General features: G+C 72.9%; 12 protein-coding genes. 4 read left to right on the forward strand and 8 right to left on the reverse strand.

Annotated elements, in window-relative coordinates:
- Window positions 1-170 precede the first annotated feature (170 nt).
- A complete protein-coding gene (gene mdoH, locus FDP22_RS15285) occupies window positions 171-2,027 on the reverse strand; it encodes a glucans biosynthesis glucosyltransferase MdoH (protein ID WP_138574948.1) in 1,857 nt (618 codons plus the stop codon).
- A gap of 80 nt (window positions 2,028-2,107) precedes the next feature.
- Here mdoH and FDP22_RS15290 point away from each other — a divergent pair, with 80 nt between their 5' ends.
- From FDP22_RS15290 to FDP22_RS15305, 4 genes are read left to right on the forward strand one after another with little or no spacing between them, the layout of a single operon-like run.
- Complete coding sequence (locus tag FDP22_RS15290; RefSeq protein ID WP_205910785.1) at window positions 2,108-3,100, forward strand: zinc-dependent alcohol dehydrogenase; 993 nt, start codon at window positions 2,108-2,110, stop codon at window positions 3,098-3,100.
- Window positions 3,100-3,486, forward strand: coding sequence for a 6-pyruvoyl trahydropterin synthase family protein (locus tag FDP22_RS15295; RefSeq protein WP_138574950.1), 387 nt, complete (start codon window positions 3,100-3,102; stop codon window positions 3,484-3,486). The genes FDP22_RS15290 and FDP22_RS15295 overlap by 1 nt, the downstream gene beginning before the upstream one ends.
- Window positions 3,486-4,499 (forward strand): glycosyltransferase family 4 protein, encoded by a 1,014-nt coding sequence (locus FDP22_RS15300; protein WP_138574952.1) that lies wholly within the window; start codon window positions 3,486-3,488, stop codon window positions 4,497-4,499. The genes FDP22_RS15295 and FDP22_RS15300 overlap by 1 nt, the downstream gene beginning before the upstream one ends.
- Window positions 4,496-5,287: a methyltransferase domain-containing protein gene (locus FDP22_RS15305; protein WP_138574954.1), complete on the forward strand. Its 792-nt coding sequence runs from the start codon at window positions 4,496-4,498 to the stop codon at window positions 5,285-5,287. The genes FDP22_RS15300 and FDP22_RS15305 overlap by 4 nt, the downstream gene beginning before the upstream one ends.
- Window positions 5,288-5,343: 56 nt before the next feature.
- Here FDP22_RS15305 and FDP22_RS15310 read toward each other — a convergent pair whose 3' ends face one another.
- The 7 genes from FDP22_RS15310 to cobJ form a co-directional block, all read right to left on the reverse strand.
- Window positions 5,344-5,901, reverse strand: a complete 558-nt coding sequence (locus tag FDP22_RS15310; protein ID WP_138574956.1) for a cytochrome b — start codon at window positions 5,899-5,901, stop codon at window positions 5,344-5,346.
- The gene (locus FDP22_RS15315) at window positions 5,894-6,598 is read right to left on the reverse strand and encodes a RibD family protein (protein WP_138574958.1); all 705 of its coding nucleotides are present in this window, start codon (window positions 6,596-6,598) and stop codon (window positions 5,894-5,896) included. The genes FDP22_RS15310 and FDP22_RS15315 overlap by 8 nt, the downstream gene beginning before the upstream one ends.
- Window positions 6,599-6,654: 56 nt before the next feature.
- Window positions 6,655-8,109 carry an OpgC family protein gene (locus FDP22_RS15320; protein ID WP_170317720.1) on the reverse strand — a complete coding sequence of 485 codons (1,455 nt, stop codon included), beginning with the start codon at window positions 8,107-8,109 and terminating at the stop codon, window positions 6,655-6,657.
- 320 nt (window positions 8,110-8,429) lie between these two features.
- Window positions 8,430-9,791 carry a tetratricopeptide repeat protein gene (locus tag FDP22_RS15325; RefSeq protein WP_138574962.1) on the reverse strand — a complete coding sequence of 454 codons (1,362 nt, stop codon included), beginning with the start codon at window positions 9,789-9,791 and terminating at the stop codon, window positions 8,430-8,432.
- A gap of 162 nt (window positions 9,792-9,953) precedes the next feature.
- A complete protein-coding gene (locus FDP22_RS15330) occupies window positions 9,954-10,301 on the reverse strand; it encodes a hypothetical protein (protein WP_138574964.1) in 348 nt (115 codons plus the stop codon).
- 91 nt (window positions 10,302-10,392) lie between these two features.
- The gene (cobM, locus tag FDP22_RS15335) at window positions 10,393-11,184 is read right to left on the reverse strand and encodes a precorrin-4 C(11)-methyltransferase (protein ID WP_138574966.1); all 792 of its coding nucleotides are present in this window, start codon (window positions 11,182-11,184) and stop codon (window positions 10,393-10,395) included.
- A 28-nt stretch (window positions 11,185-11,212) separates the two neighbouring features.
- Window positions 11,213-13,117, reverse strand: a complete 1,905-nt coding sequence (gene cobJ, locus FDP22_RS15340) for a precorrin-3B C(17)-methyltransferase (protein WP_138574968.1) — start codon at window positions 13,115-13,117, stop codon at window positions 11,213-11,215.
- Window positions 13,118-13,121 lie beyond the last annotated feature (4 nt).

Raw genomic sequence — 13,121 nt, forward strand, 5'->3', positions numbered from 1 at the left:
CGGAATCAAGTCAGAGGGTTTGCATTCGCGCGAGGATGCCACGGAACCCCGCGAAATGTGCTTCGATTCTGTGGTGCAGCACCGGGGCATTGCGGGAGAAATCTGCGGAATTAACCGATTCCGCGCAACATCCTCCCGCGATTCAGCAATCGGCTCGCAGAACCGGCGGATTATTCGGCTGCAATCGGCGGATTCTTCCCCTGCTTCACGAGGGGCGCCTCGAGGGCTGCCAGCAGCGGCACCGCGCGCCGCTCCTCCGGCAGCGCGCAGAGCCCGAGGCGCTGGCACGCCCGGCCCGCCGCCCCGGAGGCGGTGACCACGGCGAAGGGCACGGCCAGCACGAGGCCGGCCAGCACCGGCAGGGTCCAGGGCAATGCCGAGGGCGCCATCGCCGCCACCAGCGCGGCGAATCCGAGGCCGAAGAGCGTCTGCGGCCAGAGCCCGGCCAGCGCCTCGCCCCAGGACAGCCGGCGCGGGTCGCGCATCTGCCCGCCCCAGATCACCGCCCGCCCGAAGGGCAGCCCGAGGAGGAACAGCGTCACCCGGAAGGCGACCACGGGCGCGAGCATCATCGAGAACAGCGTCTCGGTGAGGGCGCCGGCGGCGAAGCGCAGGCCCCCGCCGTAACCGCGCAGCGCCCCGGGGGTGAGGGCGGTGTCGATCCAGCCGGCGATCTTGGGAAACAGGCTCACCGCGAACATGATCATGAACATCGACAGGCCGAGCGCGAAGTCGATGCCGCCCGCGTCGCGCCAGATGATCTTGGAGGCGGCGGCGAGGGTCATCAGCATCCAGGCCGGGGCGCCGAAATACATCATCATCGCGGCGAAGAGCTGGAAGCGGCTCACCCGCTCCAGCCCCGGCAGGCCCAGCAGCCGCCAGTACTGCATGTTGCCCTGGCACCAGCGCAGGTCGCGGCGGGTGAAGTCCGGCAGGGTGACGGGGTTGTCCTCCCAGCTCTCGCCCTCCACGGGCAGCACCCGCACCTCGTAGCCGGCGCGGCGCATCAGCACCGCCTCCACCTGGTCATGCGAGAGCACATGGCCGGAGAGCGGCCCGCGCCCGGGCAGCACCGGCAGCGCGCAATGGGCGAGGAAGGGCGCGGTGCGGATGAGCGCGTTATGCCCCCAGTAGGGCCCGCAATCGCCCTGCCACCAGGCCGCCCCCATGGTGAAGGAGCGCATGCCGTGGCGCATGCCGAACTGGAAGATGCGCGCGAAGGCCGAGGCGCTCGGCGTGCCGATGACCAGGCTCTGCAGGATGCCCAGCCGGGGGTGGGCGTCCATCACCCGCGCCAGCTCCAGCACCGCCGGCCCGGACATCAGGCTGTCGCTGTCGAGCGGCAGGACATAGCGGTAGCCCTGCCCGCGCGTCTCCAGGAAGTCGCGGATGTTGCCGGCCTTGTATCCGGTGTTCACCGCCCGGCGGCGATAGACGGCCCCGCCGAGCGCCCCGGCGTGGTCGGCATGCAACGCCTCCTCGCGCGCGGCGATCTCCGGGTCGGAGGTGTCGGAGAGCACGAACGTGTCGAAGCGGTGGATCTCGCCCGTCGCGCGCAGGCTGTCATGCAGCGCCAGGAGACGGGCGAAGGCGCGCTCCGGCGGTTCGTTGCGCAGGAACATCATGAGCGCGATGCGCCCCGTCGCGTCCCCCGGCCACGCGCCCGCGGCGCCGGGGGCGAGATGGGGTGCGGCGCGCACCAGCCCGTCGCGCGCGCCGTGCAGCAGCCACAGGCCCAGCACCGCATTCCAGAAGCCCATCACCGTCCAGGGCGCGCCGAGGAGGAAGGTGGCGAGGATCACCACATCCGCGGTCGACCAGCCGCCGGTGCCGAACACCGCGGCCACCCCGGCGGTGAGGCCGGCGAAGCTGAGCAGGTTGAGGACGATCACGATGGCCCGGCGCCGGGCCAGCACCCGGCGCGGCTGCAGCCCGGCCGGGGTGAGGGACGGGTCGGGCAGCCGGGCGCCCCCGGGCACCGGCGGGCCGGCAGGGGTGATCAGGGCGGGACAGGAGGCGTCCTTCATGAATTCCGCTCCGGGGGCTGGACGGACGCTGCCGAGGGGGTACAGTCCGCCCTCTCGCAGGGGCAAGGGGAGTACGGGACATGACGACGGATCTCGACACGCGCGCGCTCTGGTACGAGGGCCCGCACAGGGGCGCGCTGCGCCCCGGGGCGGCGGGAGACGGGCCGGTGGAGGTCGACACCCTGTGGTCCGCCCTGTCGCGCGGCACGGAGCGGCTGGTGTTCGAGGGACGGGTGCCGCCCGGAGAAGCCGGGCGCATGCGCGCGCCGGCCCAGGAGGGCGCCTTCCCCTTCCCGGTGAAATACGGCTATTGCAACGTCGGCCGGGTACGCGGCGGCGACCCCGCGCTGGAGGGCCGGACGGTGTTCTCCCTCACGCCCCATCAGCGCGGCTTCCGCGCGACGGCGGAGCGGCTCACACCGCTGCCCGAGGGCGTTCCGGCGCGCCGGGCCATCCTGGCGGCCAACATGGAAACGGCGCTGAACGGGGTCTGGGATGCGGGACTGGGCTTCGGAGAGGCCGAAGGTGTCAGCGTGGCGGTCGTCGGGGCGGGGGTCCTCGGCTGTCTCACGGCAGCTCTTTCCTCTTCTGTGGCGCGGTGTTCCGTCACTCTTACGGACAGGATAGAGGAGCGGATCGCCGCCGCCAATGAACTCGGCGTGAGGTTTGAAACTTCTCTTGCCGCGGGGCGTTACGACATCGTGTTCAATTGCTCCGCCAGCGCTGCGGGCCTCGCCGCCGGGCTGGCGGCGCTGAAGCCCGAGGGGCTGCTGGTGGAAATGAGCTGGTATGGTGCGGAGCCGGTGCTGGTTCCCCTGGGCGGGGCCTTCCACTCCCAGCGCCTGCGTCTCGTCTCCAGCCAGGTCGGCATGGTCGCCCCCGCCGCGCGGGCGCGCGGCATCACCCACGCGCAGCGCCTGTCGCGCGCCCTCGCGCTGCTGAGCGATTCGGTTTACGACTGTCTGATCACCGGGGAGATAGATTTCGAGGATCTGCCCCACGCCCTTCCCGCCTTGCTGGCGCCGGGGGCTCCGGGTCTTGTAACCGCCATCAAATATTGCAGGAAAGCGTAATGTTCACAGTTGAAGTTCGCGATCACATCATGATCGCCCATTCCCTCAAGGGCGCTGTCTTCGGCCCGGCGCAGAAGATGCACGGTGCCACCTTCGTGGTCGACCTCACCTTCTTCCGCGACACGCTCACCGAACACAATTTCGTCGTGGACATGGGCGCGGCCCATGACGTGCTGAAGGCCGTGCTCACCCCGCTCAACTTCGGCAATCTCGACGAGATCTTCCCCGGCGAGATCACCACCACCGAATTCCTGTGCCACCACATCTTCACCAGGGTGGCAAAACGGCGGTCGGAGCTGGGCGCCGGGGCGGACGGGCTCACCCGACTGCGCGTCACCCTGCATGAAAGCCACGTCGCCCGGGCGAGTTACGAGGCGGACCTCTGATGCGGTTCGCGGTTCCCGGGGACATCAACACCCGTTCCGGCGGCTACGCCTACGACCGCGCGATCCTGGCCTGCGCGCCCGACCTCGGCCTGCTGCCGCTGCCCGGCGGCTTTCCCTTTCCCGGCCCCTCCGAACTGGAGACCACCCGGCGCGTCCTGCTCGCCGCGCAGGGGCCGGTTCTGGTGGACGGGCTGGCCTACGGCGTGCTGCCGCCGGAGCTGATCGAGGCGCGGCGCGGCCCGACGCTCTCGCTGTGCCATCATCCGCTGGCGCTGGAGACCGGGCTCTCCGAAGCCCAGGCGCGGGCGCTGCGCATCTCCGAGCGCCGCGCGCTGGCGCTCGCCGCGCATGTGATCGCCACCAGCGAGACCACGGCGCGTGACCTCGTGGCGAACTACGACGTGGAACCGGCCCGCATCACCGTGGCCGCACCGGGCCTGCCGCGCGCCGAAGCCGCGCCGCGCCGCGGGTCTCCGCCGGTCATCCTGTGCCTGGGCGCGATGATCCCGCGCAAGGGGCACGACGTGCTGCTGCGCGCGCTGGCCCGGCTGCAGGGCCTGTCCTGGAGCGCGCTGATCGCCGGGCCTGCGCCAGACGCGGGCTGGGCGCGGCGCATCGGCGCGCTCTCCACCCGGCTGGGCCTCGACGCCCGGGTGCGTTTCATGGGCGCGCAGGACCAGCCGGGCGTGGAGGCGCTTTACGCCGGGGCCGACATCTTCTGCCTGCCGTCCCGCCACGAGGGCTACGGCATGGTGTTCGCGGAAGCCATGATGCGCGGCCTGCCGGTGGTCGCGGCACGGGCCGGCGCGGTGCCCGAGGTGCTGCCGGCCGATGCCGGGCTGCTCGCCCCTCCGGGCGACGACGCGGCACTGGCGGAGTTCCTCGCCCTGCTCATCGACACGCCCGAAGTGGCGCAGCGCATGGGGCGCTGCGGCCGCGCCCATGCCCTCACCCTGCCCGACTGGCCGGACACCGCCCGGCGAGTGATGGACTGCCTGCGGGCCGCGGCATGAGCGGCTTTGCCCCCGACTGGCTGGCCCTGCGGGACCCGGCGGACCGCGCGGCGCGCAGCCGCACGCTGCGCGACCGGCTGCTCACGCATCTCTTCGCCCGCCCGGGGGGCCGGCCCCTGCGGGTGATCGACCTGGGCTGCGGCACCGGCGCCACCTGGCGCGCGCTTGCCCCCCTGCTGCCGCCCGACACCGAATGGTGCCTCGTGGACCATGACCCTGCGCTTCTGGCCGCCGCGCGGACCGCCCTGGGCGACAGCGCGCAGATCAGCTTCCTGGAAGCGGACCTCGCCGCCTCGGTGGAGGAGACGCTGGCGCGCGGGGCGGATCTCGTCACCTCCTCGGCGCTGATCGACCTGTGTTCGGCGGAGTGGCTGTCGCGGCTGGGCGGCGCGGTGCCCCCGGGCGCGGCCGTCTACATGGCGCTGAACTATGACGGCACCGAGCACTGGGAACCGGCCCATGACGCGGAGCCCCGCGCCCATGCCGCCTTCCTCGACCATCACCGCAGGGACAAGGGCTTCGGCCCGGCGCTCGGCGCGGAGGCCCCGGCGCATCTCTCCCGGGTGCTCGCGGCGCGGGGCTGGACGGTGCGCAGCGCCGCGAGCCCCTGGCGGCTGTCGCAGGCACATCGCGGGCTCATCGCGGCCCTGGCGGAGGGCTCCGCGCAGGCCGTGGCCGAAACCGGCGCCCTCTCCCCCGCCGAGCATGCGGCCTGGGCCGCCTCCCGGCGCAGCGCGGAAAGCGTGATGATCGGCCACACGGACCTGCTCGCCCTCCCCCCTGCCTGAGGCGGGTGGCGGGGCCGGCATTTCCGGAGGGTTCCCGGCCGGCGACCGGGACGGCGTCAGCCGATCATCCGGCCCAGCACCCCGTCGCGCTTCAGCAGGCCGTGGTAGAGCGCCGCGACGATGTGGATCGCCGCCAGCACGCCGATGCTGATGCCCAGCACGCCGTGCACGCCCAGCACCCGCTCGGCGAAGGGCTGGTCCGGGGCGGAGATCGCCGGCATCTCGAACAGCCCGTAGACCGGCAGCGGCGCGGGATAGGCGCTCACCCCCAGCCAGCCCAGCACCGGCACCACCAGCAGGAGGAGGTAGAGGATGCCGTGCACCGAACTGGAGGCGATGTGCTCGAACCGGGTGAGCGGCGGATAATAGGGCGGCGCGCGCCAGGCCAGCCGGCTGGCGATGCGCAGGATCATCAGCGCGAGAATGGCGAAGCCGGTGGACTTGTGCAGGGCGTAGAGCGTGTCAAACCCCGCCGGGCCCAGCACCACCTCCACCGCCTGCTTGTTGGAGAAATCGGAAATCACCAATCCCGCGGGCACCATGAAGATCACCAGCAGGGCAATCGTCCAGTGCAGCAACCGCTGCAGCCCGTGATAGTGGATCCCGTCAGCCATTCTCACGCTCCCAGCTTCGCCTCAGGTCGCAGGTGAAGAGGACGTCGCCATCCTCGAACACATGCACGCTCGTGTGCGGCCTGAGCGCCTGGTCCAGCTCGGCGACAGGGGACCGCCTCAGGCCCGTCATTCCGGACCCGATGATCATCGGCGCCATGAGAATATGCAAGAGATCAATGGCCTCGGCATCCAGGAATCGTGACAGGGTCTCCGCGCCGCCCTCCAGCAGCAGCCGCGGGAGACCGCGCGCGGCGAGGGCCGCGACGATGTCGCGCGGGGCGATCCGGCCCTCCGGCGCCGGCAGGCGCAGCACCGCGCAGCCGGGGGGCACCTCCGTGCCCGGGCCGGTGATCACCAGAACCTGCCCTGCCCCGTCCCGCAGGAGACGGGCGTCGCGGGGCATGCGGCCGCGCGGGTCGATCACCACGCGCACCGGGTTCTCGCCCGGGCAGCGCCGCACGGTGAGCGAGGGGTCGTCCGCCGCCACGGTGCCCACGCCCACCACCACCGCATCCACGCAGGCCCTGAGCCGGTGCAGGTGATCGAGCGCCGCGCGCCCGTTGATGTATTTCGAGGCCCCGGTCACCGTGGCGATCCGGCCATCGAGGGTCTGGCCGGTCTGCGCGATGACCAGCCCGGCACCGGCATCCCGCGCGGGCAGCAACGGGCCTTGGGTATCCAGGACGCTGTAATTCATGTGTCGACCTCCCTCACGGCATACGCGGGAACGCCCCGGCCAGATCATACGTTGCATCAGTCGACAAAATGAACCCGTCCCACCGCCCCTGCACCCGCGCCGGAGGGCGCCTCCGCCCGCCCGGCCCCGGGCCTGCGCCACGGCTGCGACTTGAACCATGACACCAGATAGGCGGTGAAGACCAGCACCGCGCAGCCCCAGAGGTTCACGGCCATCCAGGTCAGCATGTCGCGGCCCATGAGGTCCAGCAGCCAGCCGTTCACCTGCGCGAGCAGGATCGAGACCATGAACACCGCGAGCGACTGCGTGCCCACCTTGCGCACCACCGGCACCACCCGGGCCACACCGGCGGTACAGAGCGCGCGGCGTCGCGCCTCTCCCAGCGCCGCCCAGCCCAGCACGGTGAGCGCCACGAGGTGCAGCACCTGCAGCGGCCCGACCAGCACCGGCGGTGCGACCAGGCTCACCCCGCCCCCCGCGGCCCCGGCCTCGAGCAGCCGCAGCACGGCAGCGTCCAGCCGGGGCGAGAGCGCGGCGATTTCCTCGATCCAGGCATAGGGCAGCGTGAGCAGCGCCACCAGGGCGCAGACCGCCAGCAGCGCCGGCCCCGCGGCGCGCGGCGCGCGCACGCCGGTGGTCAGGCGCACGCCCCCGGGCCCCACCGCCACCCAGGCGAGATAGGCCAGCGCCAGGAAATGCAGATAGCGCAGCGCGCCCACTTCCGTTTTCCACCACAGGGGCTCGATGGACGCCCGCACCCCGGCGATCCACTCGCGCAGTGCCCAGTCCGCCGGCAGCCAGCCGCCGTCATGGATCTGATGCCAGGCGAAGGGCACCACCAGCAGCACGTAGAGCGCGGCGAGCCGGACGAGCGCCGCGCGCACCGGCGGCGCCTTCAGCCAGCCCATGCCGAAGGCAAAGCCGGTGAAGAACACCAGTTGCCAGCCGAAAGGATTGAAGAACCACGGAATTTCCGGCGCCCATGGCCGCGAGGGCAGATCGAGCGCCCCGGTCTGCGCAACCGCCCAGGCCGTGATGACCACGACGGCAACCGCCCCCGGGCCGAAACGCCCCGCGATCAGCATCACCCCCGGCACGAGGGCGAGGATGACGATGTACATGGGCAGGATGTCGAAGAAGTTCGGCACCCAGGTGAGCGTGAGCAGCCCGAGCAGCGCCGCATCGGTGCGCTCGAACAGCGGCTCCAGCGGCAGCAGCGCCACATAGCGCACGCCCTGCGTGCCGAGCCCGTACCGGTCCACCGCCAGCAGGAAGCCCACCGTCACCAGCACCATGCCGATCTGCGCCCAATACACCTGCCACACCCGCTGCAGGATGCGCGCCGTGCCCAGCCACCAGCCGGCCTGCAGGAACACCGGCCCGAAGGCGCGCGCCGAGGCGAAGCCGGAGCAGAACACGAAGATCTCCGTTGCGTCGGAGAAGCCGAAGCGCGCCGGGATCCACAATGTCCAGGCGTTGCCCGGGGTGTGGGCCATCAGGATGATGAACATCGCGAGGCCGCGGAAGAAGTCCAGCCGCGGGTCCCGCGGGCGCGGGGGCGCGACGGCCCGGGCGGGCGGCTCCGCTCCGCGACCGCGCCGTGCCGCAGCGGCCTGTGCGCTTCCCGAGGGCCCGGACCCGGCCGGTCCGGGCGCGTCTGCCCCCCTTGCGACGGTCTTCAGGGCCGCCGGCGCGGGGGCCTCCGCAGCACTCACCGGCGCGGCCTGCCCCTGCCCGGGTGCCGGGAGATCGGAGGGGCCCGGCGCATCCGGCGCGGGCGCGGCAGACAGGGCTTCGCGATCATTGGCGAGGAGGGCGTCGTGAGGACGGGTCATTCGGCGGCGAGGCCTCCTGCGGCCAGTGTGCGACTGTGCGCCTGCACCCGGTCGCGGACCCGGGCGGCATAGCCGTCGGAAGCGCCCCGGCCGGCGGTGCGGCGGGCGAGGAGCGCGAGGGCGGTGTCCGTCGCCCCGGCGCGCAGGGCGGCCTCGATGGCGAGGCGCTGGAACAGGTCGCGTTGCGCGTGGCTGCCACCGAGCGCCTGGGCACCGGCCAGCCCCTGCACGAGGCTGCGTGCCGCGGCGCCGTAGGCGCCCTCGCGGAACTGCAACAGCCCGCGCGCCAGCGGCACGCCGCTCAGGCCCGCCACCTCGTGCTGGTCATGCCCCGGACGGGACGCCTCGCGCGCCAGGCGGGCGGCAAGCGCCTCGGCCTCGGCCACGCGCCCGGCGCGCACCAGGGCCAGCTGGTAATGCAGGTCGGCGAAGACCAGCGCCCCGTCATCCACCCGCGCGGCGGCAAGCCGGGCCAGTTCCTCCCAGCGCGGGCCCACGCTCACGCCCTCGAACTCAAGCCGCAGCAGCAGCGAGGCGGCATTCGCGATGTCGCGGAAATCGTCGGTGTGCTCCGGGCGCACCTGCCGGTCATAGAGGTCCAGCGCCGGGCCGGTGGCGCCGCGATCGATGTGGAACAGCGCGAGATGCCACCAGACATGGTAGCCGAAATTGTTGCAGTGCCGCCATTGCGCGGAGCGCCCGGCCAGCCAGCGCACGCCTTCCGCAGCGCGGCCGGTCATGTCGAGCACATGCGCCACCGCGTGCAGGCCCCAGGCATCGTCCGGCGCGAGGTCGAGCGCCGCACGCCCGCTGGCCTCCGCCTGCTCATAGGCGCCGGCTTCCTCCAGCGCGAAGGCGTGGCAGCCGAGCAGGTAGCCGCGCGCCGGGTGGTCCTCCCACTGCGGCAACAGGGTTTCGGCGGCGCAGAGCATCGCGCGCGGATTTCCGGTGAGAAAGCGCAGGCCCTGCGCGAGCTTCATCGCCAGCGCGTCCCGCGGGCAGGTGAAGAGCCAGCTCTCCAGCGTCAGCGCCCCCGCGGCATGGTGGCCGGAGAGGCAATAGTCGAGCGCGTCGAGGAAGGCCGCGGCCCGCGGGTGTGCTTCGGTCTCGAGCGCGGCGCGGGCGGCCGCCGCGGCACGGGTCGCGGCCAGGGTCAGTTCGGACCGGCACAGCGACACGAGGAAGAGCCCCTTCACCGCATGGCCAAGGGCGAAGCCGGGCGACGCGGCCAGAAGCTCCTCCAGCGCGGGCCCGGTTGAGGCCGCGTGCGACAATGCGCCGAGCTGCACCCTGTTCCACGCTGTCAGCGCGGCGGCGTCGGAAAGCGGTGTGTCGAGTCCGTTGAGATCCGTCTGCATGGGTGCCTCCCCTGCGGCGCCCATTCTGGAACAGCCGTCACGAAAAGCATGCGCGGGGCCGGCGCCCGCGCCAAGCACGCATCGGAAATTTCACCGCATTGTTATGGAACGTCATCGGCGGAGAGCCGGAGGGCGCCCGGTTCGGGCGCCCCGGCGTCGGTTTCAGCCCGGCAGCAGGGCCGAAGGCGCTTCCCCGTCACGCTCGTAGTCGACGGCAGGAGCGTCGGTCACCCGGGTGCGCTGCTTGAATTCGTATTCCATCGTCTCCCCCACCTGCTCGGCACAGACGATCAGGCAGGAGGCGAGGTGAGTGCCGCCGTCATAGAGATCCACGCGGCCGCGCAGCGCGACACCTCCGGCGGGCACGGCGAACCCGCTTTCCCACAGGCGGAGCAGCGGCTGGCTCCGCTTGCCGTCCCGCACGGTGAGGCGCGGAGACTTGGCACGCGGACGGACGCTGCGCACGGAGCCGAGCCCCTCCAGAATCTCGCGCGACAGGTACGTCTCCATCGATGGTCTCCTTCCGGCGGGGAACGGCCGGGGGGCATCCCGCGCCGTTGAGGTTCAGATGCCTCTGATGATGCCACGCGAAGGTTAACGATCAAGCCTTTCCGGCAGAGGTTTTCACGCTGTGCTTTCCGGGCCGCAGAACGTGCGGGCGGTCGCCGTCGTAGAGGGCGCTGTCGCGGAAATCCTGGGTTTCGGCCATCGCCGGGCCGACGAAGACCAGCGCCGTGCGGGTGATCCGGGCCGCGCGCACCCGGGCCTGGATGTCCGAGAGCGTGCCGCGGAGAATCATCTGGTCGGGCCAGCCGATTCGGTAGGCGACGACGACCGGGCAGTCCGCCCCGTAGAGCGGCGCGAGCTGGCGCTCGATCTCGCGCAGGTGGCGGATGCCCAGGTGGATGGCCAGGGTGGCGCCGGTGCGGCCGAAGGCCTCCAGCGTCTCGCCCGGCGGCATGGAGGTGGATTTCATCGCCAGCCGGGTGAGCACCACGGACTGGGCGATTTCCGGGATGGTCAGCTCCTGCCCCAGCGCGGCGGCGGCAGCGGCGTAGGCGGGCACGCCGGGGGTGATCTCGTAGGGGATGCCGTCGGCCTTCAGCCGGCGGATCTGCTCGGCGATGGCACCGTAGAGCGAGGGGTCTCCGGAGTGGACCCGCGCGACGTCGAGCCCTGCCGCGTGCGCGGCGCGGATCTCGGCATGGGTTTCCTCGAGGGTCATCGAGGCGGTGTCGCGCACCCGCGCACCCGGCGGCGCGAAGGCCACCACCGCCTCGGGCACCAGCGACCCGGCGTAGAGGCAGACCGGGCAATGCGCGATCAGCCGGCGTGCCTTCACGGTGACGAGGTCGGGGTCGCCGGGGCCGGCGCCGATGAAGTGGACGGTCATGTGCGGGGCTCCCCGGAGTGTCTGATGGTCATGCGTCGGTCCCGGCGGATGCGTCGATCCGCCTGGCATAGCCGCGCGGCGTGTACATGCGCGGGCCCTCGCCGAGCCGGGCCAGCCGGGACTGCGAGGAGCCGACCAGCACGACGGTGAGCATGTCGACCTCCCCGACATCCAGCGCGTCGAGCCGCCGGTAGCGCAGGCTCTCCTCCGGGCGCCCGAGCGAGCTTGCCAGCAACACCGGCGTGTCGGCGGGTCGGTGGCGGAGCAGGATGTCGCGCGCCTCGGCCAGCAGGGTGCGGCGGCGCAGGCTCACCGGGTTGTAGAAGGCGATGACGAAGTCGCCCTCGGCCGCGGCGTGCAGGCGCTTCACGATGTCCTCACGCGGGGTGAGCAGGTCCGACAGGGAAATGGCGCAGAAGTCATGCCCCAGGGGTGCGCCGGCCCGGGCGGCGGCGGCCTGCAGGGCCGAGACGCCGGGGCAGCTCAGCACTTCCACCCGGCGCGCGGCGTCGGAGACACCGCCCCTGTCCGGCGCGCGGTCCAGCAGTTCGAAGACGAGGGCGCCCATGGCGTAGATGCCCGCGTCGCCGGAGCAGATGAGCGCGATGTCGCGGCCCTGCCCGGCCTCCTCCAGCGCATGGCGACAGCGCGCCTCCTCGCCGCCGAGCGGGAAGTCGGAGCGGGGCTTTCCGGCGGCCAGGGGGCCGAGCAGGTCGATGTAGAGCCCGTAGCCGACAAGCTCGTCTGCCCGGGCGATGGCGGTGGAGGCCTCCGGCGTGCGCCAGGACGCCTGGCCCGGGCCGATGCCCACCAGCGTCACCCGCCCCCGGCGCCGGCCGCGCAGGGCTGTGAGCGGCTCCGGCGCCCGGGCCAGTGCCGCCGTGGCCGCGGCGGACTTGCGCTTGGGCAGCACCAGCACCGCGTCGGGCCCGGCGCCGGCCAGCGCGGCGCCCTCGGCCACGCCGTGACAGCCGACCTCGGCGAACACCACCTCGGAAGGGGTTGCCAGCCGGGGCGCCTCGGCCTCCAGCCTGGCGGCGGGGAAGAAGCGCGCCGGCACGCCGAGGCGCCGGGCCACCTCCAGGATGCCCGGCTCATCGGCCTTCAGGTCCAGCGAGCAGACACAGGCGACGGCCCCGGGGGCGACCCCGGCCGCCTCCAGCACCTGCAGCGCCAGGTCCCAGACCTCTTCGGCCGGGCAGCCGCGCGCGGCCCCGAGCCCGAGCACGTGCCGCTGGGGATGGTAGACCAGCGCTCCGTCCGCGCCGGTCACGGGCGCCTCGGTCTGGATGATGCGCTGAGCCTGCGCCGGACCGGCAGGCCGGTCCGCCCCGGCGCCCGCGCCGGGGGCAGCCGGCGCAGGCGCCGGCTGCGCGCAGGCGGCCGCCCGCCACGGGCCTTCGCCCTCGACCTCCAGCGCGGCGCCGGAGAGAAGCGCGGCCATGGCCGCCCTGGCCGCTTCCGGATTGGCCAGCCGCCAGCCCGGCGGCGGCACGTCCAGCGCCACGCCGAGCGCGATGTCCCCGGCCGTGGTCACCGCCGCGCGGGTGCCGAGCGCGTCGGCGATGCGCCGGGCCAGCCGGTTCGCCCCGCGATGCCCGCCCAGCAGCGGAATCACGCAGGACCCGTCCTCGGGGATGGCCAGCACCGGCGGCTCCACCCGCTTGTCGGAGAGGAGCGGCGCCACGGCGCGGATCAGGATGCCCGCCGCGCAGACCCCGATCACCGCATGTCCCGCGGCGAACAGGTTCCGCGCATGGGCGAGCGCGTCCGGGAACTGCGCCGCAACGGCCTCCGCAGGCACCCGGTCCACGCGCCCGTGCAGCGGGGCGTCGAGCGCCTCGGCCACCTGCCGGGCCACGGCCAGGCCCGAGGCGGTGAGGCACAACACCACCGGCCCGGGGTTGCCGGCGTCCCGCTCCCCGGGGGTCATGTCG

This window comes from Paroceanicella profunda (genome assembly GCF_005887635.2).
Lineage (GTDB): Bacteria > Pseudomonadota > Alphaproteobacteria > Rhodobacterales > Rhodobacteraceae > Paroceanicella > Paroceanicella profunda.